Origin of the sequence: Streptomyces albus subsp. albus (genome assembly GCF_000725885.1) — a bacterium.
GTDB classification, from domain to species: Bacteria; Actinomycetota; Actinomycetes; order Streptomycetales; family Streptomycetaceae; genus Streptomyces; species Streptomyces albus.
In genome coordinates, this window is the sequence record NZ_JODR01000009.1 from 127,122 (window position 1) to 152,960 (window position 25,839).

Annotated in this window: 19 protein-coding genes and 1 tRNA gene; 6 read left to right on the top strand and 14 right to left on the bottom strand. The window is 71.7% G+C overall.

From position 1 onward, the window contains the following. Positions 1-22: 22 nt before the first annotated feature. From IO40_RS39410 to IO40_RS0111705, 3 genes are all read right to left on the bottom strand, one after another. Positions 23-547, bottom strand: a complete 525-nt coding sequence (locus IO40_RS39410; protein ID WP_262070654.1) for an SseB family protein — start codon at positions 545-547, stop codon at positions 23-25. A gap of 108 nt (positions 548-655) precedes the next feature. Beyond that, complete coding sequence (locus IO40_RS39415) at positions 656-784, bottom strand: hypothetical protein (RefSeq protein ID WP_262070655.1); 129 nt, start codon at positions 782-784, stop codon at positions 656-658. 413 nt (positions 785-1,197) lie between these two features. Continuing rightward, positions 1,198-2,727 (bottom strand): alpha/beta fold hydrolase, encoded by a 1,530-nt coding sequence (locus IO40_RS0111705; protein ID WP_031175376.1) that lies wholly within the window; start codon positions 2,725-2,727, stop codon positions 1,198-1,200. A gap of 212 nt (positions 2,728-2,939) precedes the next feature. Here IO40_RS0111705 and IO40_RS0111715 point away from each other — a divergent pair, with 212 nt between their 5' ends. Further along, positions 2,940-4,130 carry a sensor histidine kinase gene (locus tag IO40_RS0111715; RefSeq protein WP_031175377.1) on the top strand — a complete coding sequence of 397 codons (1,191 nt, stop codon included), beginning with the start codon at positions 2,940-2,942 and terminating at the stop codon, positions 4,128-4,130. Further along, entirely contained in the window at positions 4,127-4,828 is a 702-nt protein-coding gene (locus IO40_RS0111720; protein ID WP_031175378.1) for a response regulator, read from the top strand. The genes IO40_RS0111715 and IO40_RS0111720 overlap by 4 nt, the downstream gene beginning before the upstream one ends. A gap of 233 nt (positions 4,829-5,061) precedes the next feature. Here the strand turns inward: IO40_RS0111720 and IO40_RS0111725 are convergent, their stop codons facing one another. Next, positions 5,062-5,631: a hypothetical protein gene (locus IO40_RS0111725; protein WP_016472986.1), complete on the bottom strand. Its 570-nt coding sequence runs from the start codon at positions 5,629-5,631 to the stop codon at positions 5,062-5,064. Between the two features lie 350 nt (positions 5,632-5,981). Here IO40_RS0111725 and IO40_RS0111730 point away from each other — a divergent pair, with 350 nt between their 5' ends. Both IO40_RS0111730 and IO40_RS33450 read left to right on the top strand, forming a co-directional pair. Next, complete coding sequence (locus tag IO40_RS0111730; protein WP_016472987.1) at positions 5,982-6,506, top strand: TetR/AcrR family transcriptional regulator; 525 nt, start codon at positions 5,982-5,984, stop codon at positions 6,504-6,506. Positions 6,507-6,583: 77 nt separating this feature from the next. After that, on the top strand, positions 6,584-7,102 hold the full coding sequence (locus IO40_RS33450) for an NAD(P)H-dependent oxidoreductase (RefSeq protein ID WP_199813005.1): 519 nt from the start codon (positions 6,584-6,586) through the stop codon (positions 7,100-7,102). Positions 7,103-7,461: 359 nt separating this feature from the next. Here the strand turns inward: IO40_RS33450 and IO40_RS0111740 are convergent. The 5 genes from IO40_RS0111740 to topA all read right to left on the bottom strand — a co-directional run bounded on the left by IO40_RS0111740 (position 7,462) and on the right by topA (position 17,305). Continuing rightward, positions 7,462-7,538, bottom strand: a tRNA-Thr gene (locus tag IO40_RS0111740). Between the two features lie 100 nt (positions 7,539-7,638). After that, positions 7,639-9,255 (bottom strand): alpha/beta hydrolase, encoded by a 1,617-nt coding sequence (locus tag IO40_RS0111745; RefSeq protein WP_016472989.1) that lies wholly within the window; start codon positions 9,253-9,255, stop codon positions 7,639-7,641. Between the two features lie 117 nt (positions 9,256-9,372). After that, entirely contained in the window at positions 9,373-10,584 is a 1,212-nt protein-coding gene (locus IO40_RS0111750) for a DNA polymerase III subunit delta' (RefSeq protein WP_016472990.1), read from the bottom strand. Positions 10,585-10,720: 136 nt separating this feature from the next. Then, complete coding sequence (gene tmk / locus IO40_RS0111755) at positions 10,721-14,296, bottom strand: dTMP kinase (protein WP_031175379.1); 3,576 nt, start codon at positions 14,294-14,296, stop codon at positions 10,721-10,723. A gap of 159 nt (positions 14,297-14,455) precedes the next feature. After that, positions 14,456-17,305 carry a type I DNA topoisomerase gene (topA, locus tag IO40_RS0111760; RefSeq protein WP_031032136.1) on the bottom strand — a complete coding sequence of 950 codons (2,850 nt, stop codon included), beginning with the start codon at positions 17,303-17,305 and terminating at the stop codon, positions 14,456-14,458. Between the two features lie 209 nt (positions 17,306-17,514). Here topA and IO40_RS0111765 point away from each other — a divergent pair, with 209 nt between their 5' ends. Together IO40_RS0111765 and IO40_RS0111770 are read left to right on the top strand one after the other, a co-directional pair. Next, the gene (locus IO40_RS0111765) at positions 17,515-17,931 is read left to right on the top strand and encodes a TM2 domain-containing protein (protein WP_016472993.1); all 417 of its coding nucleotides are present in this window, start codon (positions 17,515-17,517) and stop codon (positions 17,929-17,931) included. 55 nt (positions 17,932-17,986) lie between these two features. Next, positions 17,987-18,412, top strand: a complete 426-nt coding sequence (locus IO40_RS0111770; protein WP_016472994.1) for a DUF2752 domain-containing protein — start codon at positions 17,987-17,989, stop codon at positions 18,410-18,412. Positions 18,413-18,486: 74 nt separating this feature from the next. On the opposite strand, the gene IO40_RS0111775 is transcribed toward IO40_RS0111770, so the two are convergent. From IO40_RS0111775 to bldG, 5 genes are all read right to left on the bottom strand, one after another. Beyond that, positions 18,487-20,058 carry a DUF7059 domain-containing protein gene (locus tag IO40_RS0111775; RefSeq protein ID WP_033229632.1) on the bottom strand — a complete coding sequence of 524 codons (1,572 nt, stop codon included), beginning with the start codon at positions 20,056-20,058 and terminating at the stop codon, positions 18,487-18,489. Positions 20,059-21,036: 978 nt separating this feature from the next. Continuing rightward, a complete protein-coding gene (locus tag IO40_RS0111780) occupies positions 21,037-21,585 on the bottom strand; it encodes a hypothetical protein (protein ID WP_016472997.1) in 549 nt (182 codons plus the stop codon). Positions 21,586-21,872: 287 nt separating this feature from the next. Then, the gene (locus IO40_RS0111785) at positions 21,873-24,308 is read right to left on the bottom strand and encodes a sodium-translocating pyrophosphatase (RefSeq protein WP_031032141.1); all 2,436 of its coding nucleotides are present in this window, start codon (positions 24,306-24,308) and stop codon (positions 21,873-21,875) included. Between the two features lie 397 nt (positions 24,309-24,705). Next, the gene (locus IO40_RS0111790; protein ID WP_016472999.1) at positions 24,706-25,254 is read right to left on the bottom strand and encodes an ATP-binding protein; all 549 of its coding nucleotides are present in this window, start codon (positions 25,252-25,254) and stop codon (positions 24,706-24,708) included. A 133-nt stretch (positions 25,255-25,387) separates the two neighbouring features. Further along, positions 25,388-25,729: an anti-sigma factor antagonist BldG gene (gene bldG, locus IO40_RS0111795; RefSeq protein WP_016473000.1), complete on the bottom strand. Its 342-nt coding sequence runs from the start codon at positions 25,727-25,729 to the stop codon at positions 25,388-25,390. Between the last annotated feature and the right edge of the window lie 110 nt (positions 25,730-25,839).

The following is a 25,839-nucleotide window of genomic DNA, read 5'->3' on the forward strand; positions in this document are numbered from 1 at the left end:
CTCCCCCCGGGATTCGACCGCCTCACGCGCCGCCGCGCGACGCCCCCGCGTCCTCCGGTCCCACGCTGTCCGCCGGTCCCACGCCGTCCGCCGGCTCGGCGCCACCCACCGGCTCCGCATCCTCGGCCGGCTCCTTGTCCTCGGCCGGCTTCACTCCGCCCGCCGGTTCCACGTCCTCCCCCGACACGTCGGCCATCGCCGCATCCAGCAGGAACGGGCGCGGTCCCAGCGGATCGACCAGTGCCCTGACCCCCTCCGGCAGCAACTCCATCAGGTCCTCGGCGGTGGTGGACGCCCACGCACACGCCCCGGCGAACAGAGCAAGCCGCTCCCAGGACGTGAAGACCGGCACCACGGGTCCTTCCACCGTCTCCGAGACGAGGAAACCAGGCTGTTCGGGCCGCTGGAAATAGAGGCGCAGGGCGCGCAGTTGGTCCAGGCGCTGGCCCCTGGTCATACGGGCGACGGCTTCCTGGCGCACCAGATCGTGCAGCGACATGCCGTGCCCCCTCCCCTCACGCCCCCGCCAGGCGGTGACAACAGCCATGCTGGCACAGCTGTACGCCTTTCCGCCCGGCACCTCTGAGACACCGCTGGCCGACGAGGCCGGACGAGCCGGCGGCTCCCGAGCCCTCACCCTGTCGCGCTGAAGGGTTCATCGGAGCCGCATGGTCGCCGAAAGGTCCTCCAGCAGGGCCACGAATTCGTCGACGGGCATGCGCACGTCCTGGAACTGGTCGTACAGGTCGCAGATCTCCACCGTGTCGACGGAAATCCTCTGCACAACGGCCCCTGGAGTGGAAACGGAGTAACCGATGCCGTGCTCCCGCTCCGACCTGCGCCACACTTTGAGGAAATTATCGACCGCTTGCCAATGCTGTCCGAAAGGAATAATCAGCGTCTCAACAGCAAGTCGAAGGTTCTCGTCAGCCGGGGGAGTCCGCGAGGTCAGCCACTCTCTGTCCCTCCACGAGAAACTCCACTGAGCACGCATGTCGCTCACCTCTCGTCCCGGAAAGAGCGCACACGGTACCCCCTCCCCGCTGTACCGCTGTTACCGCCGACCGCCGCCGCGGGCACGGAAGAAACAGCGCATCGAACGGCGCGGGCGGCCCAGTTGCTCTCAACGACTGACAAGAGCCGCCGAGGGCCCACCAGAGGCTGCGCTCCGGTGGGCCCTCCCGCTCCGCGACGCGGTCAACGACCGCCCTGGTTGGCCTGGTCCAGGTAGGCCGCAACCCGGTTCTTGGTCCCCGGGTTGTCCAGGCCGCCGCCGTGGCCGACCTTGTCGGTGCGCACCGTGGTGGCCTTCTGTCCCAGCTGGCGGGCCACACCGTCGGCCCAGGCGTGGGGGGTGGCCGGGTCGAACGTGTTGCTCATCACCAGGGTGGGCCGGTCGCTGCGGGACGTCACGGGCTTGCCGGAGCCCTTGGCGGGCTGGGGGCCGCCCAGGCAGATCGACGTGTAGTTGCTGCTGTTGGTGGAGTAGCCCAGGACCGGTGCCGCCTCGCGGGTGGCCGCCATGTCGCGTCGGGCCTGTTCGGCGTTCCTGACGGACAGGTCGTAGTCGGAGCAGACGATCGGGTCCGCGTAGGGCATGCTCTTCGGCATCCGGCCGCCCTGGCCCGCCTCCTCGTTGCCGGGCATCGGGTTCTTGCCCTGCGCCAGTTCGGCGAGGCCGTCCGCGGTGTCCTTGAAGCTCCTGGGTGCCATCAGCTCGAAGTAGCGGGTGACCGCGACGGACGACCAGGGCGTCGTGAGCAGCGAGCCGGGAACGCGCCCGGCGTCGGCGGTCTTCTGGGCCTTGCGGAACACGGCTGTCACGTCCTTGCCGTGGAGCGCGCAGGCCTCATCCTCCGCGCACCACTTCCGGAACCGGTTGAAGATCGACTCCATGCCGCGGGCCGCGGTGGTGACGAACTGCCGCCGCGACTGTGCGGGGTTCATCACGCCTTCGAGGACGGAGCCGTTGACGTGCTCCCCGTACAGGCCGAGGTAGCGCTCGGCGGTCAGGGTGCCGTACGAGAAGCCGTACACGTTGATCCGGTCGAGGTGCATGGCCTTGCGGAGGGCCTCGGCGTCCTTGGCGTTGCTGTAGGCGTCGAGGTGGTTCTTCAGGCCCGCCGGGTTCGTGGTGCACGACGGCCAGAACGCGCGCTGGTTCTTCTGGAGCGCGGCGAACTTCCGGCCGTCCGTCGGGGGGACGTAAGGGATGTCGAGGATCCTCTCGGTGGCGCAGCTCAGCCGGCCGCTCTGGCCGACGCCCCGGGGGTCGAGCGCGATCAGGTCGTACTCGGGCAGGTGTTGGCGCAGCGAGGCGAAGGCGAGGTCGCCCGTCTCCCCGGGCCCGGACGGGAAGTTGAGGATCGTGCCCTTCTTCTTCGCCGGGTCGGCCGCCTTGAAGCGGTAGGCCCGCAGATCCACCGTCCCGGATTGCGGCTGGTCCCAGTCGACGGGCACTCGGAGGGTGCCGCACTGGACTCCGTCCTGGACCGGCATGTCGGGCCGGTCGCACGCGCCCCAGTCGAGGGAGGTCCGAGCCTTCTTCGCCGCTGTCGTCATCGCCTGGGCGGCCACCACCTGATCGGTCTTCGCCTGCTCCGTCTCCGGCTGGTCCGTTCCCGGGAGGGCGGACACGACTTCCGGCAGGCCGGCGGCACAGACAGCAGCCGCGAGGGCGGTCAGGACGACGGTCTTGGCGGGCACGCCCCGCATGCGGCGGCTCATCGGGCCGCTCCCACGGTGACGAGGGCCGCGAGGGCGAGGCACAGGCCGGCGAGCGTCGCCGCGGCGAGTTCGAGAACGGTGAGAATCTCCATGCCCCAAACGATCCACCCACGGCCCTGCGCCTGTCCTCGGCCGCCGGGCCGGTCCTCGGCCCGGGGCATCGGCCTGTGGGCCGATCCACGCGTCGGCCGCACGTCCGTACCCTGTCCGGCGTGGAATCCAATACTCCCCTTGCTCCGAAGGTCCGGCGGCTGATCACGATCCTGCTCTGCGGGGGCCTGACCCTGCTGTGGCTGCTCGATCTGGCGGCCTTCTACGACCCGCGCGGGCGATGGGAGAACTGGCTGCCCCTTGTCACCGGCCCGCTCGCCGCCGCCGCACTGCTCTTCCCCGCCCGCCGGCCGGGCCAGGCGTGGCGGGTCGGCGTCGTCGCGACGGGCTCCCTGGTCCTGACCGTGCTGCTGTGGCTGTACGCCCCGCTCGACGGCGGTACGTGGAGCGCCCTGGAGACGGTCACTCTCCTCGTGCTGCTCACCCGGGCCGCGCGGCGGCTGGAGCGTCCGGCGACCGCGGTGACGCTGTCGGCGGCACTGGGCCTCGCGGTGATCCTCCTGCCACTGCGCGTACGGCTGGGCTCGGGCTACGACACGCTCATGTACTCCAACCTGCTGACCTTCGCCGTCGGCGGCGCCGTGGGCCTGGGCTGCTATCTGCGGCTGCTGGACGGACGGCGGGCCCGGGCCATGGCCACCGTGCGGCAGAACGAGCGGATGGAGCTCGCCCGCGACCTGCACGACTTCGTCGCCCACCACGTCACGGGCATCATCGTGCACGCCAACGCCGGGCTGATGATCCAGGAGAGCTCGCCGGAGCAGATCAAGCCGCTGCTGGAGGGCATCTCGCGGGCCGGTTCGGAGACGCTGGACTCCATGCGCCGCCTGGTGCGGGTGCTGCGCGAGGACGAGCACGAGGCGACCCGCCCGGGCGAGCTGCTGACGGAACTGGAGCGCCTGGTCGGCGCGTTCGCCGGGAACGGCACCGGCGCGACGCTGGAGGTCGGCCCCGAGGTGCGCGGGGCCCGGCTGGCGCCCGAGGTGGAGACCTCCGTGCACCGCGTGGTGCAGGAAGCCCTGACGAACGTACGCCGCCACGCCCACGGCGCGGATGTCGTCGTCCGCCTCGGCCTCGACGGCGACCGGCTGGGCGTGGAGGTGCGCAACACGGCGCCGGGGGCGCGTACGACCGTGCCAACGGGCGGCCGGGGCGGCTTCGGCCTGGTGGGCCTGCGCGAACGCGTGGAGGCCGTGGAGGGCTCCTTGGACGGCGGCCGTACCGAGGACGGCGGCTGGTGCGTGACCGCCTCCTTCCCACTGCTGAAGGCTATGGCAGGATCGCCGGCATGATTGGTGCCGGCGCCGCGAACGGTGCGAGCGACTCCACCCGCGTGCTGGTCGCGGACGACCAGGAGATGGTCCGCACCGGCTTCCGGCTGATCCTGAGCACCCAGCCCGATCTGGAGGTCGTCGGCGAGGCGGCCGACGGCGCCGAATGCGTCGAGCTGGCCCGCCGGCTGCGTCCGGACGTCTGCCTGGTCGACATCCGCATGCCGAAACTGGACGGCCTGGAGGTCACCCGCGCGCTGGCCGGCCCGGGCGTCGCCGACCCGCTGCGCATCGTCGTCGTGACGACCTTCGACCAGGACGACTACGCCTACACCGCCCTGCGCAACGGCGCTTGCGGCTTTCTCCTCAAGGACGCCGCCTCCAATCTGCTGATCGAGGCCGTACGGTCCGCCGCGCGGGGTGACGCCCTGGTCTCCCCCGCGGTGACCGTCCGCCTGCTCAAGCACCTCGCCGACCCGAACCCGGCCGCACCCGCACCGCAGCACCCCCTCTCCGAACGGGAACTCGACGTCGTACGCCTGCTGGCGGTCGGCCGCACCAACCAGGAGATCTGCGCCGAACTCCACCTGTCCCTGGGCACCGTCAAGACCCACCTGGGCAACATCAAGGATAAACTGAACGTCCGCAACCGCGTCGAGATCGCCGCCTGGGCCTGGGACACGGGAATGATCCGCGACCGCCAGCCCCCACCGACCTGACCCACCCCGGCACGCCGACGCCCCGAGCCACGTCCGAGACCAGAACTGAGGCCGGACGAAGCTGGCCTGCGCACGCACGGCACCGCCGCCGCGTCCGTTCCCTCGGCCTACGCGTTACGCGGTGACGCCCCTCCCAGCAGCACCGGCCCGGCGTCCGGCATGGAGCATGACGCACTCCTGCGTCGCCTACTGGGCTGTCTCACGACCGGGGAAAGCGGAGACGTGCTCGCAATTCAGTCATCCGCACCGAACCAGAAAACGCCGACCTCGTCCTCCGAGGCCACCACCAGGCCGAAGTCCCGGGCGAGATCAGTGAGGCCGTACCACTCGTTGACGTAGAAGTCGTCCGGAGTGCAATCCCCTTCGAAATCCTCCACGCACGTCCAATAAGTGGCGTCGTCACCGAACCGTGCCAGCAGAGTTCCGGTCGCCCCGTGGAGCACCTGCCTATGGGCGCTGCCTTTGGCGATATCACCGACGTTTCCGAACTGCGCGGCCAGCGACAGGAGGATCAGACGTCCCGTGGCCCGGTCGGTGGGCTCCAGACAGCCACGCAGCACGTCGTCCTCGCAGGGGTGGAAGGGGGAACGGTCTCCCGGCCCCCGGGGGGTGCTCTCGCTGCCGATCCGGTCCACGGTGGGCCAGCCCCGCGGATCGCCGACCGACCGGTTCAGGACCGCGTTGACGTCGTGCGCCCAGTCCTCGCTCGTGCGCGGTCCGGCCGACACGAGCACCCGGCTGCGGCCGTACAGGGAAGCGAGGGCGCCGGCCCAGTCGTCCCGGCTCGGCGTCAATGCGGTCACCGCTTTCGTTCTTCTCACTTGGCCGGTTACGAGGCCGGCACAGCGAAAGGCGGATCCGCGCCTTTCTCCCGCCTGACCACGACTTCCACTTCCTCGCAGCCACTCGCCCGGGCTCTGCCCCCGTATCCGTTGCCCTCGTCACGCGAGATGGTCTCACCGGTGGGGCCGTCGAAGCGGAGCGAGATGCCCTTGGCCGCAGCTTCCGGATTCTCGGGCGACCCGGCGCGCTCGCCGGCATCAGGCGACCACGGTGCCGTGCGGACAAGATCACGGCATGGCGCTGTCCCTGTTCCGTGGTCGCCCGAGGCTGCGAGCGACGCATGTAAAACGAACGTTGTACGCTGGTGTGCATGGCCACCACGCGAGCAGAGATCGTCTCCTCCGCCGAGCAGGTCTTCGACCGCCACGGGTTCGCCGGGACGGGTATGGACCGGCTGTGCGAGGCGGCGAGCGTGTCGACCCGGACGCTGTACAAGCACGTCGGCAGCAAGACCGGACTGATGGCGGCGGTGCTGGAGTCGCGGATGTCGAGGTTCTTCGAGCGGTTCGACGTCCACGGCGTCGAGGAGCTGTTCGACGCCCTGGAGACCTGGATCGCCGCCGAGGGAGCGAGAGGCTGCCTGTTCCTGCGCGCTCAGGGCGAGACCGGCGGGCTGACCCCCGAAGTCTCGGCGGTGGTCACCGAGTACCACCGGCGCCTGCTGGAGCTGGCGCACCGCGTGATCGTGGAGGAGACCGGACGTCCCGACGAGGGACTCGCCGAGCAGCTGCTGGTGCTGTTCGAGGGCGCCACTTCGGCGGCCCCCTACCTCGGCACCGGAGCGGTCTCTTCCGCCCGGAACGCAGCCGTCGCCCTGACGCGGCAGGCGCGATGACCGTGGACGAATCCCGGTTCCGGCCACGTGCGTCGGCCGACACGAACCGGACCCATCACCCGAGGGAGCCACAACGAATGCACTTGCTCACCGTCTTCTCCCACCCGTTCACCGACAAGTACCCGGCCGCCGTCATGGAAGCCTTCCACGATCCGTTTCGCCGGGCTGGGCACTCCATCGACGTACTCGACCTGCACCGGGAAGGTTTCGATCCTCGTTTCACCGAGGCCGACCACGCGCACTTCTGGGGTGGCCCGCTCCCTCCGGGAATCGGTGAGATGCATCGCCGGGTCGAGGCGGCGGACCGGCTGGCCTTCGTCTTTCCCGTCTACTGGTGGGGCATGCCGGCGATGATGAAGGGCTGGATCGAGCGGGTTTTCACCGGCGGCTGGGCCTACCAGTACGGCACCGGTGTCGACGACCGCGGGAAGCAGCCCCTCAACGCCCTGCTCCCCGGCATCCCGACGGTGCTGATCGGCATCGGCGGATCCAAGAAGCGCACCTACGCCAAGTACGGGTATGACGACGCCATGCGCACCCAGCTCGATGTCGGGTCTTCGCCTACTGCGGCATCAACGACGTCGAGAGCCACCTGATCTTCGACGTCGAGGGTGACCACAACGCCCCGAACCGCACGGCTGGATTGCGGCAGGCCCGCGAGATCGGCGCAGCGTTCCTGTCTCCCGACCGCTCGCCCCGGAACGCGAAGGAGGAACACCTGCGCAGGCTGGCCGGATAGCCGCACCGCCCACCTGGGGGAGACGGATCCAGAGCCGCGTCGATCGTCTTCCTGGCTGCTGGAAGAGGCGGGGATCGGCGACCACCGGCTCCACGACGGGAGCCGCCACACGGCCGTCACGGTTCTCAGCGAGCCGGGCCGAGCACGCCGGCGCCGCAGCAGCAGCCCCAGGAACCACAGAACCCCAGGTCAGAAGCCTCTGACCTGGGGTTCCAGTGGAGCCGCCTAAGGGAATCGAACCCTTGACCTACGCATTACGAGTGCGTCGCTCTGGCCGACTGAGCTAAGGCGGCGGGTGCGTGCGACCAGTGTGGTGGCCGCTGCGGCGACAAGTCTACAGGGTTCTGTCGAGTGCTCCGGACGAGGGGGCCGGAGGCCGCAGAGCGGCGGGGATCAGTCGCAGGTGGTGCCGTCCTTCGGGGGCTTGCCCCGGACGAGGTAGGTGCTGACGGCCCCGTCGATGCAGTCGCTGCCCCGCATGTACGCGGTGTGGCCGTCGCCGTCGTAGGTGAGCAGGCGGGCGGTGGACAGCTGGCCGGCCAGGCCCTGGGCCCAGCGGTAGGGGGTGGCCGGGTCACGGGTCGTGCCGACGACCACGATCGGGTCGGCGCCCTCCGCGGCGATGCGGTGCGGCTCTCCCGTGGGCTTGTGCGGCCACTCCGCGCAGTTCAGCGCCGCCCAGGCGAAGCCGCGGCCGAAGACGGGGCTGGCCTTCTCGAAGGAGGGGACGGCCTTGCGGGCGGCGTCCGCGTCCGCGAACGCGGGAGGGGCGTCGAGGCAGTTCACGGCCGGGTTGGCGTACATGATGTTGCTGTAGGCGCCGTCCGCGCCGCGTTCGTAGTAGTCGTCCGAGAGGGCCAGCAGGGGCGCGCCGTCGCCCTTCTTCGCGGCCTTCAGCGCCTGCCGCAGGGCGGGCCAGGACCCCTCGTCGTACATGGCGCGGATCACACCCGTGGTGGCGAGGGACTCGGTGAGGGAGCGGGAGGAGCGGGTGTCGAGCGGCTTGCGGTCGATCTTCTCGAACAGGGCGCTCAGATTTTTGCCGGCCTGCCTCACGCCGCCGGTCCCCAGGGGGCAGCCGGAGTCGCTGACGCAATCGCGGGCGAACGCCTTGAACGCCGTCTCGAAACCGGCGGTCTGCTCCCGGTTGACGCGGCGTGCGGACAGCGACGGGTCCATCGCGCCGTCCAGCACCATACGGCCGGAGCGGTGCGGGAACAGGCCCGCGTAGGTGGCGCCGAGGTAGGTGCCGTACGAGGCGCCGACGTAGTTGAGCTTCTTGTCGCCGAGGACGGCGCGCAGCACGTCCATGTCGCGGGCGACCTCGGTCGTGGAGACGTGCCCGAGCAGTTTCCCGGAGCGCTTCTCGCAGCCCTTGGCGAACTTCTCGTAGGCGGCGGTGAGCGCGTCGGTCTCCCGCTGGTCGTCCGGCGTCTGGTCGACGCGGGTGTAGGCGTCCATCTCCTTGTCGGACAGGCACTCCACGGATTCGCTGTGGCCGACGCCGCGCGGGTCCATGCCGACGAGGGAGTAGTGCTCGCGTACCTGCGGCGGGTAGGCGAGGGCCGCCGACTGCTGGACGTAGTCGACCGCCGAGCCGCCCGGGCCGCCCGGGTTGACGTGCAGGGAGCCGCCTTCCGGCCGGCCCTCGCCGCCCTGTGCCTTCGTCCGGGTGACCGCCAGGCGCACGGTGTGCTCGGTGTCCTTCGGGCCGGTCCCGGGTTTGTCGTAGTCGAGCGGCACCCGCAGCGAGGCGCATTCGAAGCCCTCCAGGCCGCAGGAGCGCCAGGCGAGTTTCTGCTCGTAGTACGGGCGCAGTTCGTCGGGGACGCGCTCGGGCAGCGGCTTGAGCGGGGGTGCGTCCGCGCCGGCGTGGGTGCCGCGCGCGGAGGGGTCGGAGCGCGGCGTTCCGTCGCTCCCGCCGGCCGAACAGCCGGAGAGCACGAGGACGGTGGCAGCCAGGGCTGCCGCCGCCGCGTGACGGACACGGAGACCGTGTGACTGATCCATCGGGCATCCCTTGGCTCGCGGCACGTCCTGGGAGCGTACCCAGAACGGCCCAAGCACGTCGCCCACGGGCACGCCCTGGCGCGTCAACTCCGCCGGGCCACAGGGCGGGCGCGGGTCTCAGCCGGCGCGCAGCGCCATCGTCATGGCTTCGACGGCCAGCAGGGGGGCGACGTTGCGGTCCAGGGCGCGGCGGCACTCCAGTACGGCCTCGATACGGCGCAGCGTCTGCTCGGGGCGGGAGGTGGCGGCGAGTTGGCCGATCTGCGTGGCCGACTCGTCGTGCGAGAGGGCGACGGAGGAGCCGAGCTGGCGGGCCAGTACGTCGCGGTAGAACGCCGTCAGGTCGGACAGCGCCAGGTCGAGGGAGTCGCGCTGGGTACGGGTGGAGCGGCGCTTCTGCTTGTCCTCCAGCTCCTTCATGGCGCCGGCCGTGCCGCGGGGCAGCCGTTTGCCCTCCGCGGCTCCGAGGGCGGCCCGCAGTTCCTCCGTCTCCTTGGCGTCGAGTTCCTCCGCGACCTGTTTGGCGTCCTCGGCCGCCGCGTCGATCAGTTCCTGCGCCGCGCGCAGGGCACCGCCCACGTCGTCCACCCGGCCGGGCAGCTTCAGCACCGCCTGCCGGCGGGCACGGGCGCGCTCGTCGGTGGCCAGCCGCAGCGCCCGTTCGATGTGGCCCTGGGTGGCGCGGGCGGCGAAGGCCGCCGTCTCGGGGTCGATGCCGTCCCGCCGCATCAGCAGGTCCGCGACGGCTTCGACCGGCGGCGTCCGCAGCGACAGGTGACGGCAGCGGGAGCGGATCGTCGGCAGCACGTCTTCGGTGGAGGGGGCGCACAGCAGCCACACCGTGCGCGGTGCGGGCTCCTCGACGGCTTTGAGCAGGACGTTGCCGGCGCCCTCGGTGAGACGGTCGGCGTCCTCCAGGACGATGACCTGCCAGCGCCCGCCCGCCGGTGACATCTGCGCCTCCCGCACCAGCGCACGGGTCTCCTTGACGCCAATGGACAGCAGATCCGTACGCACGACCGTCACGTCCGCGTGCGTGCCGACCATCGTGGTGTGGCAGCCCTCGCAGAAGCCGCAGCCCGGGCTGCCGCCCAGCGCCCGGTCGGGGCTCACGCACTGGAGGGCGGCGGCGAAGGCGCGGGCCGCCTGCTCGCGGCCGGCGCCGGGCGGGCCCGTGAACAGCCAGGCGTGGGTCATCGCGGAGCCGGAGAGGACGGCCGAGCCGCCCTCCTCGGCCTCCGCCGTCACGTACGCGTCCGCGTCGCGGGCCGCAGCGGTGAGCTGCCGTACCGCCCGCTCCTGGCCCACCAGGTCGTCCCACACCGCCATGGGAACCATTGTCGCGGATGGCGGTGACAGCCCGGACCGGGGCGGCGCGGGCCGGGACGCGGCTGGAGGGGGCGGCCGGGATGCCGCCCCCTCCAGTGGTGCCGCGAGACCGACGCGGGGTCTCGGGCGGAGCCGCCTAGCGGCGACGGCGGCGGTCGTCGCCGGCCGCCTCGTCCTCCGCGTCGTCCTCGTGGGGGCCCAGGAGCCTGTCCGCCAGCGTCGGCGCCTCGTCCTCGGCCTCGGCTGTCTCGTCGACAGGCGCGTCCTCCGCCCACGAGGGGCGGGGACGGGCGGTGGCCGGGTCGATCTGCGGCAGCTCGCGGGTGCGGTCCTCGTCGGAGTCGGCCGGCTCCTGGAACTGCGGTAGGACAGCGGTCTCGCGGGTGTCCTCGTCGTCCGGGATACGCGGCAGCACCGTCGTCTCCTCCTCGGGCGAGGTGACCGCGGGGCGCGGCAGCCGGGTGGTGTCCTCGGCGTCGGGTGTCTGGTTGTTCTCCGGGTGCACCTGCGGGATCTGCGCGGTGTCCGCCTCGGAGCCGTCCGGATCGATCTCACGCGGCTCACCGGCATCCGGTGTCTCACCCTCGGGTGTCCGCCCCGCGCTCCCGGACTCCGCCCGGGCCGCCGCGTCCCCGGCCCCGGCCTTGCCGCCGGTGCCGGACGTGCCGGTGGAGCCGGCCTTGCCGCCGGTGCCGGACGTGCCGGTGGCGCCGCCCTTCCTGTCGCTGCCGGACGTGCCGGTGGAGCCGGGCTTCGTCCCCGCATCCGGCGCGGTGTCCGCGTGCGTCGCGGTGCCGGCCGCCGGCGCGGTGTCCGCCTCCGGGCCCGCCTCCCCCGCAGCCCTGGTGCGGGCCTCGGCCCGCGCCCTGGCACGGGCGTCCGCCTCCGCCTTCGCGCGGGCCTCCGCGTCCGCCTCGGCGCGCGCATCGGCCTCCGCCTCGGCCGCGGCCTCCGCTTCCGCCGCCGCCTTCGCCGCGGCTTCGGCCTCGGCCGCCTTGCGGGCCTCCTCCGCGCGGCGCAGCGCCTCCTCGGCCTTGCGCTGCCGCTCGCGGCGGCGCTCCTCGGCCTCGGCACGGAGCCGCTTCTCCTCCTCGGCGCGCTTGCGGAGCCGCTCCTGCTCCTCCTCCCAGGCGCGCTGTTCGGCCTCGCGGCGCTTGCGCTCCTCCTCGGCGATGCGGCGGGCCTCCTCGGCCTGCTTGCGCTCCTCCTCGGCGCGCCTGGCCTCCTCGCGGCGCCGCTCCAGTTCGGCCTCGCGGCGCTTGCGCTCCTCCTCCTCGCGGCGGAGCTTGGCCAGCTGCTCCTGGCGCTCGCGCTCCTTGCGCTCCTCCTCGGCCTTGCGGCGTGCCTCTTCCTCCGCCTTGCGGCGGGCTTCCTCCTCGGCCCGCTTGCGGGCCTCCTCCTGGGCCTTCTTCTCGGCCTCGGAGAGGGGCAGCACCTGGTCGAGGCGGTGCCGGATGACGGTGGTGACGGCCTCCGGCTCCTGTCCGCCGTCGACGACCAGATAGCGGGCCGGGTCGGCGGCGGCGAGGGTCAGGAAGCCGGACCGCACGCGCTGGTGGAACTCCAGCGGCTCGGACTCCAGACGGTCGGGTGCCTCGGTGAACCGTTCGCGGGCCGTCTCGGGCGCGACGTCCAGCAGCACCGTCAGGTGGGGGACGAGTCCGTCGGTCGCCCAGCGGGAGATGCGGGCGATCTCGGTCGGGGACAGGTCGCGGCCTGCGCCCTGGTAGGCGACGGAGGAGTCCACGTACCGGTCGGAGATGACGATGGCGCCGCGTTCCAGCGCGGGCCGCACGACCGTGTCGACGTGTTCGGCCCGGTCGGCGGCGTACAGCAGGGCCTCGGCACGGTGCGAGAGGCCGGACGAGGAGACGTCCAGCAGGATGGAGCGCAGCCGCTTGCCGACGGGGGTCGAGCCGGGCTCCTTGGTGACGACCACCTCGTGCCCCTTGGCCCTGATCCAGTCGGCGAGCGCTTCGACCTGGGTGGACTTTCCGGCGCCGTCGCCGCCTTCCAGGACGAGGAAGAAGCCGTTGCCGGCGGGCGCGTGGCGCGGCCGGCCGCCGCCGAACGCCTCCAGCAGGTCGCGGCGGAGCGGGACGCCCTGCCGGTCGTCCGTGCGGCCCAGCAGTACGGCGCCGACCGGCAGCAGCAGCGCGCCGACGAGCATCAGCGTGAACGAGGCCCCGCCGTGGTCGAACACGAAGGCGCCGTCCTCCACCCGGTGCGGCCCGATGAGGGCGGCCACCACGGGGGCGAGCAGCGCGGCCACCGCCAGCGAGAGCCGTACGACGGCCTGGAGGTGTTCGGTGGTACGGGGCCGGCGGGCGGCCTCGGTCTCCTGGTCGAGCAGTGCGTGCAGGGTGTTGGCCGCGATGCCCGCGCCGACGCCGGCCAGCAGGGCCAGACCGATGACGGTGGCAGTGTCGCCCACCAGTCCGGCCGCGAGCAGCGCCACCCCGGTGAGGGCGATGACGAGCGCGAGGAGCCGGCGCCGGGACAGCGACGGGAGGGTGTGCGGCGCCAGCCGGATACCGGCGACGGTGCCGCCGGTCAGCATCAGGGTGAGCAGCCCGAAGGCGACGGGGCCGCCGCCGAGGTCGGCCGCGTGCAGCGGTGCGAGGGCGACGGCTGCCGCGATGGCCCCGCTGATCGCGGCGCCCGCGAGCACCAGCAGCGGGACGGCGCCGGTGCGGCCCTTGTCGGGGCCGGTGCCGGTCTGCGGCCTGCGCAGCCCCTCCAGCGGCGAGCGGGGGCGCGGGGTGTGGGTGTCCGGCAGTTCGAGGAAGTAGCCGACGGCCGCCGCTGCGGCGAACAGTCCGGCCGCCACGTAGGAGGCGAGCGCGGACTGGTGGGAGGCGAACCAGTCGATGCCCGCGCCGAACAGGTTGTTGACCAGGCTGATGAGCACCAGTCCGGCGGTGGCCAGCGGCAGGGCGACGAAGCCGGTGCGCAGCCACAGGCGGCGCAGCGCGTCGTGGTGGTCGGGCAGCGGGCGTACGGCCGCGCCCCACGGGGGTGCCGCGGGGAGCAGGGCGGGGGCCGCGCTGTCCCGGGTGACGGTGGAGAGCCGCTCGGCGGTGCCGGTGACGAAGACGGTGACCAGGAGGATGACGAAGGCGCTGCCGGGGGTCCAGTCGATCCACAGCGGTGCGACGACCAGTGCGACGGCGCGCAGCACGTCGGTGCCGAAGAGGGTCCAGCGGCGGTCGAGAACGGGCTTGCGCCGGTTGTTCGCGGCGCCCGCCGCCGGCTTGGCGGCGTCCGTGTCGGACTTGGCGGCGCCCGCGTCCGGTTGCGCGCCGGGTTTCGCGCCGAGTTTCGCGCTGAGCTTCGTCAGGACGACGGTCGGTGTGGCCGTCCCGTCCCCGGCGGCCTGCCCCGTCCCGGCCGGCCGGCCGGTGCCCCGGGGGTCCGTGCCGCCGGTCTTCGTCCCGTCGTCGGCTCCGCTCACCAGGGAGGAGACGGGGCCGAGCAGGACGGCGCCGAACAGAAGGGTGGCGAGCAGCCGCAGGCCGAAGACGACGGCGACGACGAGCGCCATACCGCGGTACCCGCCGCCGAAGACCGGGTGCCCGGACACTCCGCTGACGGCTGCCGCCTGCATCGCCAACAACAGCAGCACCAGAAGGCCCAGCATGTCGCCGATCCCACTGGTGAACTGCGCCGTCCACAGCCGCTTCAACGGCGGGAAACGCAACAGCGCGGACACGGCGCCCTCACGGGATTCCGCGGCGAGGGAGTCGTCCGGAGCGGTTGGGGGCGAAGACTTCATTCCGCCAGCGTATAGGGAGGGAGGGGCCAACCGGATGCACACCCGAACATCTGTCTGATGCGGCTCTTCCCTCCCCCGCGTCCGCCCGCCCCGCTGCTACTCGTCCGAGGACTTCTTCGCGGCGGAGCCCTTCTTGGCGGCGGTCTTCTTGGCCGTCGTCTTCTTGGCAGCGGTCTTCTTCGAAGCGGCCGTCTTCTTGGTGGCCGTCTTCTTCGCCGGGGCCTTCTTCGCCGCCGCCTTCTTCTTCGCGGGCCCCTTCGCCCGCTTCTCGGCGAGCAGTTCGAAACCGCGCTCGGGCGTGATCGTCTCGACGTCGTCGTCCCGCCGCAGCGTCGCGTTCGTCTCGCCGTCCGTCACGTACGGGCCGAAGCGGCCGTCCTTGACGACGACGGGACGCTCCGTGACCGGGTCGTTCCCCAGCTCCTTGAGCGGCGGTTTGGCCGCGGCCCGCCCCCGCTGCTTGGGCTTGGAGTAGATCTCCAGCGCCTCGTCGAGGGTGATGGTGAAGATCTGCTCCTCGCTCTCCAGGGAGCGCGAGTCGGTGCCCTTCTTCAGATAGGGACCGTAGCGGCCGTTCTGCGCGGTGATCTCGTTGCCGGACTCGGGGTCCACACCGACGACGCGGGGCAGCGACAGCAGCTTGAGCGCGTCGTCCAGCGTCACGGTGTCCAGCGACATCGAGCGGAAGAGCGACGCGGTGCGCGGCTTGACGGCGTTCTTGCCCGTCTTCGGAGTGCCCTCGGGCAGCACCTCGGTGACGTACGGGCCGTACCTGCCGTCGCGGGCGACGATCGGGCGGCCGGTCTCCGGGTCGGTCCCCAGTTCGAAGTCACCGCTGGGCTTGGCCAGCAGTTCCTTGGCGTACTCGACGGTCAGCTCGTCCGGCGGCAGATCGTCGGGGACATCGGCCCGCTGCCCGGGCTCGCCCTCCTTCGGGCTGGGGCCCTCCACGTACGGGCCGTAGCGGCCCACCCGCAGCGTGATGCCCTCGCCGACCGGGAAGGACGAGACGCCCTTGGCGTCGATCGCCCCCAGGTCGGAGACGAGTTCCTTGAGGCCGCCCAGGTGGTCGCCGTCGCCGTTGCCGGCCGCCGCGGCCTCGCCCGCGGCACCGCCGTCCGTCTCCTCGCCGAAGTAGAAACGGCGCAGCCACGGCACCGCCTCGGCGTTGCCCGCGGCGATGCGGTCGAGGTCGTCCTCCATCTTGGCGGTGAAGTCGTAGTCCACCAGCCGGCCGAAGTGCTTCTCCAGCAGCCCGACCACGGCGAAGCTCAGGAAGGACGGCACCAGGGCGGTGCCCTTCTTGAAGACGTACCGCCGGTCCAGGATGGTGCCGATGATCGAGGCGTAGGTGGACGGGCGTCCGATCTCGCGCTCTTCCAGCTCCTTGACCAGCGTCGCCTCGGTGTAGCGGGCCGGCGGCTTGGTGGCGTGACCGTCCACGGACATCTCCGCGGCGCGCAGCGGGTCGCCCTCGGCTACCTGCGGCAGCCGGCGCTCGCGGTCGTCCAGTTCCGCGTTCGGGTCGTCGGCGCCCTCGACGTACGCCTTGAGGAAGCCGTGGAAGGTGATGACCTTGCCGGTGGCGCTGAACTCGGCGTCGCGGCCGTCCGCCGACCGGCCGCCGACCTTCACGGTGACGGACTGGCCTACGGCGTCCTTCATCTGCGAGGCGACCGTCCGCTTCCAGATCAGCTCGTACAGCTTGAACTGGTCGCCCGTCAGCCCCGTCTCGGCGGGCGTGCGGAAGCGGTCCCCGGAGGGACGGATCGCCTCGTGCGCCTCCTGCGCGTTCTTGACCTTGCCGGCGTAGGTACGCGGCTTGTCCGGCAGGTAGTCGGCGCCGTACAGCTGGGTGACCTGCGCACGGGCGGCGGTCACGGCCGTGTCCGAGAGCGTCGTGGAGTCCGTACGCATGTAGGTGATGAAGCCGTTCTCGTACAGCTTCTGCGCCACCTGCATGGTGGCCTTCGCGCCGAAGCCCAGCTTCCGGCTGGCCTCCTGCTGGAGCGTCGTCGTACGGAAGGGCGCGTACGGGGAGCGGCGGTAGGGCTTGGACTCGACGGAGCGGACCGAGAAGTCGGTGTCCTCCAACGCCGCGGCCAGTGTGCGCGCCGCCTCCTCGTCCAGGTGCAGGACGGCGGCCGGGTCCTTGAGGCGGCCCTCGGAGGTGAAGTCACGACCCTGGGCGATACGGCGTCCGTCGACCGTGGTCAGCCGGGCGCCGAAGGTCGCCGGGTCGCCCGTGGCGCCCGCCCCCGCCGAGGCATCCCCCGCCTGCCCCGTCGCGAACGTGCCCGTCAGGTCCCAGTACTCGGCGGAGCGGAACGCCATGCGCTCCCGCTCCCGCTCGACCACCAGCCGGGTGGCCACGGACTGCACCCGGCCGGCCGACAGCCGGGGCATGACCTTCTTCCACAGCACCGGGGAGACCTCGTACCCGTACAGCCGGTCGAGGATCCGGCGGGTCTCCTGCGCGTCGACCAGCCGCTGGTTGAGACTGCGCGGATTGCGCACGGCGTTCTGGATGGCGTCCTTGGTGATCTCGTGGAAGACCATCCGCTTGACCGGGACCTTCGGCTTGAGCACCTCCTGCAGGTGCCAGGCGATGGCCTCGCCCTCGCGGTCCTCGTCAGTGGCCAGATAGAGCTCGTCGGAGTCGGCCAGCAGCTCCTTGAGCTTCTTGACCTGGTCCTTCTTGTCGCTGTTGACCACGTACAACGGCTCGAAGTCGTGGTCGACGTTCACACCGAGCCGGGCCCAGGGCTCACCCTTGTACTTCGCGGGAACCTCGGCCGCACCGTTGGGAAGGTCGCGGATGTGCCCGACGCTGGCCTCGACGACGTAGCCAGGGCCGAGATAGCCCTTGATCGTCTTGGCCTTGGCAGGCGACTCGACGATCACGAGTCGGCGCCCGCCGTTTGCTGTCTCGTGGGTCGGGGACAACTTCTGCTCTTCTCTTCTCTCCGGTCGGCTGTCTGTCTCGCATCGGTATCGCTGCGGAGTGTGACGGTACCTCCCGCCCCCATGTCAAACGGGAAAAGTCGGCAACGCCACTCGAACGGTAACCCGACAACCAGCCGTGGCGCCGCCCGACGGCTCTGGCAACATGTCGGGGGCACATCAGCCAGGTACCGCTCGACCTCGGAGGTCTTGTGTCCAACCCGAACCAGCCCGGTTACGGCTACCCGCAGCAACCGGGCCAGAACCCGTACAACCAGGCGCCCCCGCCGCCGGGCCAGCCCGGCCCCGGCCCGCAGCCCGGTTACGGCTACCCCGGCCAGCAGCCGATGGCGCCCATGCCCGGCCAGTACACCGGCGACCCGAACGCGCCCTACGGCTACGACCCGTACGGCCGGCCGCTCTCCCACAAGTCCAAGATCGTCGCAGGGGTGCTCCAGCTGTTGATCGGCGGCCTGGGCATCGGCCGCTTCTACACCGGCCACGTCGGCATGGGCATAGCCCAGCTGTTCACCTGCGGCGGCTTCGGCGTCTGGGCCCTGATCGACGGCATCCTCTTCCTGACCAGCGACGACCGCACCGACAGCGACGGCCGCGTCCTGCGTGGCTGAGGCCGGCACCAGCCCAGGGGGAGGGCTGCGCACCACAGGGGGAGGCGCAGGCCGCATGGCGAACAAAAACGTCCCTGAAGCCGTGGGCCGACTTCGCGCCGCCCTCTCCCACCCGGCCGTACCGCCGCTGGCCACAGCGGCGGCCGGTCTGCTCGGCGCCTGCTATCTGTGGGGCACCGACCCCCACCGTCCCGGTGGCTGGCTGCCGCGCTGCCCCTTCAACTGGGCGACCGGCCTGCTGTGCCCCGCCTGCGGCGGCACCCGCATGGCCTACGACCTGATGCACGGCGACCTGGTCGCGGCGTTCCACGACAACGCCGCCCTGCTCACCGTCGGACTCCCCGTCGCCGGCTACCTGTCCGCCCGCTGGCTGTGGGAGGGACTGCGCGGACGCCGCTACGCGCCACGCCTGAGCACCCGCGGCACGGTGGCCGTACTGGCCACCGCCGTCGCCTGGACGGTGGCCAGAAACGTGCTGTAGCCCCCTGGCCTTGGCCGGCACGGTACGGCTCGGCCCGATGCGTCCCTGCCCGGACCGAGCGGGTGCCGTGCGGCTCAGTCCGTCACCGGGACCAGGAAACCCTGCTCCACCAGCAGCCGGATCGACTCCGGCGTCCGCCGGCGCAGCTCGGCGATGTCCTCGCCCAGCAGCTGCCCGATCGCCTCCAGGATGCGGGAGGCGCTCAGCGTCCCGTCGCACACGCCCGCGAAGCCCGCGCCGACCGTGTCCACCGTCACCGCACGCCGCATCCCGCGGTTCTGCCGCAGCACCACGTGCTCGGGGTCCTCCGCGCCCGGCGCGCCGACCTGCTCCTGGACGACCTCGTCCGCGAGCACGAAACGGTGCTCCAGCAGCGCCTCGTCGTGCGTACGCCGCAGGAAGTCCTGCCGCTCGAAATGCGCCCGGATCACCTCGCCCAGCGGCTGCTCCACCGGGTGCGGCCACTCCTCGGCCAGCACGGACGGCTGCTCCGCGTCCGAACGCCGCAGCGTGATCCAGCCGAAACCGACCGCCCTGGTGCCGCGTGCCGCGAACTCCTCCAGCCAGGCGTCGTAGCGCTCCGCGTACGCCGCCGGGTCCCCCCGGTGGTCGCCCGCGTCCCTCAGCCACAGCTCCGCGTACTGCGTGACATCCTGCTCCTCACGCTGGACGATCCACGCGTCGCACCCGGGCGGCACCCACGCACCGACCCGCTCCCGCCAGTCCTCGCCCTCCCGGTGCTCCCAGTTGGCCAGCAACTGACAGTAACCGCCGGGGGCCAGACGACGGGCCGCCTGCTGGACGAGGGTGCGGCACAGGTCGTCCCCCGCCATTCCACCGTCCCGGTAGGTGAGACGGGCACCCGGCGAGATCACGAACGGCGGGTTGGAGACGATCAGGTCGTACGGCTCCTCGTCCGCCACCGGCTCGAACAGCGAGCCGTGCCGCAGGTCCGCCGGGGTGGCACCCGACAGCGCGAGGGTGAGCGCGGCGAAACGCAGCGCACGCGGATTGAGGTCGGTCGCGGTGACGTGCGAGGCGAACCTGCTCGCGTGCAGCGCCTGGACGCCGGAGCCGGTCCCCAGGTCGAGCGCGCGGCCCACCGGCGTGGTGATCATGATGCCGGCCAGCGTGGTGGACGCGCCCCCGACGCCGAGCACCACATCCTGCCGTGCGGCGGACTCCGTCTCCCCCGCACCGTCCCGCCCGGCGTCCAGCGGACCGCCCACCCCCTGGGCGCCGCCCACCGCGCGGCCCAGATCGCTGACGATCCACCAGTCCTGGCCCTCCGGGCCGCTGTAGGGGCGCACGTCCACGGTGGCGCGGACCGCCCCGTCCGAGCCGTCGGCCGGCTCCAGCCACCGTCCGGCCAGCGCCTCCTCCACCGGCAACGCCGCCCGCGCCTGCTCGGCGGGCACCGGCTGCTGGAGCAGGAAGAGCCGCACCAGCGTCTCCAGCGGGCTGTGGCCACGGGTGGCGCGCAGAGCGGGAACGGTCTCGCCGCGCGCGAGGGCCGCGTAGGCGGGGGCGCCGAGCAGTTCGAGCAACCCGTCAGCGGTGAAACCGGCCCCCAGCAGGGCCTCCCGCAGCCGACGGACCTCTTCCGACGCGGGCTCAGGCAGTGCGTTGGTACTCACCCGCGCCATTCTCCTTCGTCCCCGCCACGCCACCGCGAACGGGGCCACCCCCGGCGCGGTGCCCGGTGGCCGGTCACGGAGTACGTACGCCTCCACGGACGGCCTGGCGGTGCCTCCGTCGCGAACGGCTGCGGCGGGGTCCGCCGTCCCGAACGACTGCGCCGGGGTCCGCCGTCTGGGGGCGCCGACGCGGAACGGCCGGTGTGGGGCCGGGCGGCCGGTGCGGGGCCGCCGGTGCGGGGCGGCCGGCACGGGGCGGCCGGCGCGGGCGGCTGGCGCAGAGCCGCCGGTACAGGGCAGCTGGTGTGAGGCCGCCGGTGTGGGCGCCGACGTGGGGCCGCTGGTGCGGGGCCGGGCCGCCGGTGCGGGGCGGCCGGCACGGGGCAGCCGACGCGGAGCCACCGGTATGGGCGCCAGCGTGGGGCCGCTGGTGCGGGCGCCGGTGCGGGGCGGCCGGCGTAGGGCGGCCAACGTAAGGCCGCCAATGCGGGCGCCGACGTGGGGCCGTCGGTGTGGGGGGCGGTGTGAAGCCGCTGCAGTGGGCCGCCGACGAGGGACCCCGCGCGCGGAGCCACCGTCGTGCAGCCGCCGGCATCGGACGCCGACGCAGGTGCTCCACCGTGGGGCAGTCAGTGCGGGGACGCCGGCGCGGGGCGGCTCGCATGGAGCCACCGCCGTAGGGCCCTCGCACGGAGCCACTGCCGTGAAGCCACCAGCTCGGGCAGCCGACGGAAGTGCTCCGCCATGGGCCGGTCGGTGTGGGGCGCCGGGCCGACAGGCTGTGGTTCCGAACCCACGAGCCGCGGGCCCCCACGTGGCCCCGACCCGTGAGACGCAGATCCCTCACGTGGGCCCGGCGCGCGAGCCACGGGCCCCTCACGTAGGCCAGTCCCGCGAGCCGCGGGCCCCTCGCGGGCCGCCCGGCCGAGGGCGCCCCTCGGCCGGGCGCCCTCACCGGGCCCGGCGGCCGGGAGTGCCCCTCCCGGATCACTTCTGCGTGACGCGGGACTTCTTGCAGCTCTCCTGCTTGGCCATCGCCTGCCCGACCTCGCCCTTCTGGAGTTCGCGCAGCGCCTTGTCGCCGTTCTGGCCGAGCGTCTTGAGCTTGGCGGCGACGCTGTCGAGGCCCTCGTCGAACTTGTCGCCGGTGGGCAGCTTCTCGGCCGCTGTCTTGAGGTCGTTGTACTGACCGGCGATGCCGTTGAGCTCCTTGACGGCGTCCTTCTGGAGCTTGTCGCCGTTGTCGACCGGCGGGGCACCCGCCTTCTGGACGGCCTTGGCCATGGCCCGGTAGGCGTTGGAGACCTTCTGGAAGGCGGCCGAGTCGGCCTTCTTGACCTCATCGGGGGACTTGTTGGCCCGCGATGCCTCGGCGATGGACGCGTTGGCTTCGTCGATCTTCTTGAGCTGGGGCTGGAGGTCGTCGCAGACGTTCTTGGCCCACTCGTCCTTCTTGCCACTGTCGTCGCTGCAACCGGTCAGCGCGAGTACGAGTGCCGCACCACTGCACAGCGCCGCCGCGAGCTTCTTGTTCACCGGATCGGTCCCTTCATGGCTGTTCGGCCCGGAACATACACGCCAGGGAGGGAGTGGCGGCGAGCCGGAAGACCCTTATACCTACTATTGCAGCCATTTGCACCAATGGCTGAGCGCGACATCACGGACATCCTGTCCGGCTCACGACGCACTGAGAGAAAGCCCACACAGGACGGCGGGCGGGACGCCAACGCGTCCCGCCCGCCGGTCGGTTGACCCGCTGTGCGCGGTCAGTGCCGAGTCATTCGCACCGTCAGTTCCGGATCACTCGCACCGTCGGTGCAGAATCACGGCGCGGCCACCGGACCGACGGGCCCGGACGGCGTGACCTTCGGCTCGTCGGCCTCCTCGCCGACCGCGATGCCACGGCGCTTGGAGACGTAGACGGCACCGACGATGACCAGCACGGCGATCGCCGCCACCAGCACCCGTGCGCCCACGCTCTGGCTGTCGCCGTAGCTGAACTTCACCACGGCGGGCGCGATCAGCAGTGCGACCAGGTTCATCACCTTCAGCAGCGGGTTGATCGCCGGACCCGCGGTGTCCTTGAACGGGTCGCCCACGGTGTCGCCGATCACGGTCGCCGCGTGGGCCTCGCTGCCCTTGCCGCCGTGGTGACCGTCCTCGACGAGCTTCTTGGCGTTGTCCCAGGCGCCGCCGGAGTTCGCCAGGAAGACGGCCATCAGCGTGCCGGCGCCGATGGCACCGGCCAGGAACGCCGCGAGGGCGCCGACTCCGAAGGTGAAGCCGACCAGGATCGGCGCCATGACGGCCAGCAACCCGGGCGTGGTCAGCTCGCGCAGCGCGTCCTTGGTGCAGATGTCCACGACGCGGCCGTACTCCGGCTTCTGCGAGTAGTCCATGATCCCGGGCTTCTCGCGGAACTGCCGCCGCACCTCGAAGACCACGGAGCCGGCGGAGCGGGAGACGGCGTTGATGGCCAGCCCGGAGAAGAGGAAGACCACCGCGGCGCCGAACATCAGCCCGACGAGGGTGCTGGGCTGGGCGATGTCGACCAGTTCCAGCATCTTGCCCGCGCTCTGGTCGGCCTCGGCCAGCGCCTTGCCCAGCTCGGTGCGGTACGAACCGAAGAGCGCGGCGGCGGCCAGCACGGCCGTGGCGATGGCGATGCCCTTGGTGATCGCCTTGGTGGTGTTGCCGACCGCGTCGAGATCGGTGAGGACCTGCGCGCCGGCGCCCTCGACGTCGCCGGACATCTCGGCGATGCCCTGCGCGTTGTCGGAAACCGGGCCGAAGGTGTCCATCGCGACGATCACCCCGACCGTGGTCAGCAGCCCGGTCCCGGCCAGCGCCACCGCGAACAGCGCCAGCATCACCGTGCCGCCGCCCAGCAGGAAGGCGCCGTAGACACTGAGACCGATCAGCAGGGCGGTGTAGACGGCCGACTCCAGGCCGATGGAGATGCCGGAGAGCACGACGGTCGCCGGGCCGGTCAGCGAGGTCTTGCCGATGTCGCGCACCGGCTTGCGGGTGGTCTCGGTGAAGTAGCCGGTCAGCTGCTGGATGACGGCGGCCAGCACGATGCCGATCGCCACCGCGACGATGGCCAGGACGCGGGGGTCGCCGCTGTGGCCGAGGATGTCAGCGGCCTCGTCGCCCGAGACGCCCTTGAGGTCCGCGTAGCTGGAGGGCAGGTACGCGAAGGCGGCGATGGCGACCAGCACCAGCGAGATCACGGCCGAGATGAAGAAGCCACGGTTGATGGCCGTCATCCCGCTGCGGTCGGCGCGGCGCGGCGCCACCGCGAAGACGCCGATCATGGCGGTGATCACTCCGATGGCGGGCACCAGCAGCGGGAAGATCAGCCCCTCGTTCCCGAAGACGGCGGTGCCCAGGATCAGCGCGGCCACCAGCGTCACGGCGTACGACTCGAACAGGTCGGCCGCCATGCCGGCGCAGTCGCCGACGTTGTCGCCGACGTTGTCCGCGATGGTGGCCGCGTTCCTCGGGTCGTCCTCGGGAATGCCCTGCTCGACCTTGCCGACGAGGTCGGCCCCGACGTCCGCGGCCTTGGTGAAAATCCCGCCGCCAACACGCATGAACATCGCGATCAGCGCGGCGCCGAGACCGAAGCCCTCCAGCACCTTGGGCGCGTCGGCCGCGTAGACGAGCACCACACAGGCCGCGCCCAGCAGACCGAGGCCGACGGTGAACATGCCGACGACGCCACCGGTACGGAAAGCGATCTTCATGGCCTTGTGGGAAACGGCGGTGAGGTCGGCGGAAATCTCACCCGCCTCACTCTTCTCCGGTCCGGCCTGGGCCGGCACCGGAGTCGCCGCACGCGCCGCAGCAGCCACACGCACATTGCTGCGCACCGCGAGCCACATACCGATATAGCCGGTGGCCGCCGAGAAAGCCGCACCGACCAGGAAGAACAACGAGCGGCCGATCCGCTGTTTCATATCATCGGCCGGCAACAGCATGAGCAGGAAGAAGACCACCACGGCGAATACACCGAGGGTGCGCAGCTGCCGCGCGAGGTAGGCGTTGGCGCCTTCCTGGACGGCCGCTGCGATCTTCTTCATGTTGTCGGTGCCCTCGCCCGCGGCGAGCACTTGTCGTACCAGCACCAGCGCGACGCCGAGCGCTGCGAGCGCGACAACCGCGATCACGATCGCGAGTCCCCGGTTGCCACTGGTCAGTTCCGCGGCGTCCGCGAGGTGCTGGGGGGTGTGAAGTGGGCTGAGTTGCCCCGCCATTCGTCCTCCTTGACGTTTGGCACATGGGCGCGCGCAAGCACGCTCAGGCGTCCTGCTGCAAAGATGTGGACGGATTGTAGGGAGCGCCACTGGATCAAAACAGAGCGCAGCAGCGGGAATTCGCCGGGAACGGCGAAGATCAGCCGGACACGAGCCCGGTAATTCGCTCGCACGAGGGAAGGAGCAAATTCAACTGACAGCGGGAAAACGATCTATCGAGTGACCCGGAAATCCGGCCGGGCGCCGTTTAGAGCCAGGTCAGCGGGGCCGGAAAATACCGCGCGGGATCTTGTGATGATCGCCGGAAAAGATCGACAAAAGGGCCCCGGAAACGGAAAAACCCGCCGCAGGTGCGGCGGGCATATGACCGGGGTGAGGCGGGTGGGACGGTGGAGATTCAGGGGAGGACGGGCTCCGTGGTCGGCCAGCTCATCCGGATCAGCCCGCCGTTCTCGTCCGTGGTGACCTCCACGTCGTCCACCAGACCGCTGATCACGGCGAGACCCATCTCGCCGTCGCCCTCGTCCTCCTCGGGCACCGGTTCGGGGATCTCACCCCGCGCTCCGGGCAGCAGCGCTCCCTCGGCCTCCACCAGGCCGCTGCCGACGGCGCCGCCGCCGTTCCGCCCGCCGTTGGCCTCCGCCGTGGCGGGCCCGGAGGCCCCGAGGGTGCCGCCGGGCAGCGAGAAGCGCCGGTGCGGCGCGTCGTCGCCCACCTCGATGGAGAACTTCTTCTCGTCCTCGATCAGCGAGACCCGCACCGGTGTGTGCAGACCGTGGCTCATGTGCAGACCCACGGCCCGCGTGCAGGCCTCACCGACGGCAAGCCGCACCTCGTCGAGCACCGCCTCGTCGACCCCGGCCCGCCGCGCCACGGCGGCGGCCACCAGCCGCGCCGTACGGACGTGCTCCGGTAGCGCACTGAAGAGCAGCTCAACGGTGGCCATGCCATCCCCCTCGGTGTACCTGAGTGTCTGCGGGGCCCGTCCGGGACTCGGCCTGCCGGACGCCGGCGACCGCGCTTCCGGTCAAGCTGTGGGCCGCCGGCCCGCACGAGGCGGGGCCGACGGCCCGGGCGCGTCAGTCAGTGGCCGCCACGGCCTCGTCGACCGAGGAGTGGATCGGGAACACCTTGGTCAGCCCGGTGATCCGGAAGATCTTGAGAATGCGCTCCTGGTTGCAGACCAGGCGCAGCGAGCCCTCGTGCGCACGCACCCGCTTGAGCCCGCCGACGAGCACGCCGAGTCCGGTGGAGTCGAGGAAGTCGACACCCTCCATGTCCACGACGAGGTGGTAGCTGCCGTCGTTCACGAGCTCGACCAGCTGCTCGCGCAGCTTGGGCGCGGTGTATACATCAATCTCGCCACCGACCTCGACGATCGTGCGATCGCCGACGGTACGGGTCGACAGGGACAGGTCCACGGATCCTCCAGCACCTTGCTATCGAGCGGTCAGCCCCCTCGGTTCTCCCTCCCCCTGCCCTGACGGAGGGAGGTACCCCCAAAGGCAGGGGACGGATCGGCAGCCGCAGA

What these genes read in the sequence shown, in the direction of transcription:
- IO40_RS39410 (WP_262070654.1), bottom strand. Translation starts at nt 547, where the DNA reads ATGGCTGTTGTCACCGCCTGGCGGGGGCGTGAGGGGAGGGGGCACGGC.
- IO40_RS0111705 (WP_031175376.1), bottom strand. Translation starts at nt 2,727, where the DNA reads ATGAGCCGCCGCATGCGGGGCGTGCCCGCCAAGACCGTCGTCCTGACC.
- IO40_RS0111720 (WP_031175378.1), top strand. Translation starts at nt 4,127, where the DNA reads ATGATTGGTGCCGGCGCCGCGAACGGTGCGAGCGACTCCACCCGCGTG.
- IO40_RS0111730 (WP_016472987.1), top strand. Translation starts at nt 5,982, where the DNA reads ATGGCCACCACGCGAGCAGAGATCGTCTCCTCCGCCGAGCAGGTCTTC.
- IO40_RS33450 (WP_199813005.1), top strand. Translation starts at nt 6,584, where the DNA reads ATGCACTTGCTCACCGTCTTCTCCCACCCGTTCACCGACAAGTACCCG.
- IO40_RS0111745 (WP_016472989.1), bottom strand. Translation starts at nt 9,255, where the DNA reads ATGGATCAGTCACACGGTCTCCGTGTCCGTCACGCGGCGGCGGCAGCC.
- IO40_RS0111750 (WP_016472990.1), bottom strand. Translation starts at nt 10,584, where the DNA reads ATGGCGGTGTGGGACGACCTGGTGGGCCAGGAGCGGGCGGTACGGCAG.
- IO40_RS0111770 (WP_016472994.1), top strand. Translation starts at nt 17,987, where the DNA reads ATGGCGAACAAAAACGTCCCTGAAGCCGTGGGCCGACTTCGCGCCGCC.
- IO40_RS0111775 (WP_033229632.1), bottom strand. Translation starts at nt 20,058, where the DNA reads ATGGCGCGGGTGAGTACCAACGCACTGCCTGAGCCCGCGTCGGAAGAG.
- IO40_RS0111785 (WP_031032141.1), bottom strand. Translation starts at nt 24,308, where the DNA reads ATGGCGGGGCAACTCAGCCCACTTCACACCCCCCAGCACCTCGCGGAC.
- IO40_RS0111790 (WP_016472999.1), bottom strand. Translation starts at nt 25,254, where the DNA reads ATGGCCACCGTTGAGCTGCTCTTCAGTGCGCTACCGGAGCACGTCCGT.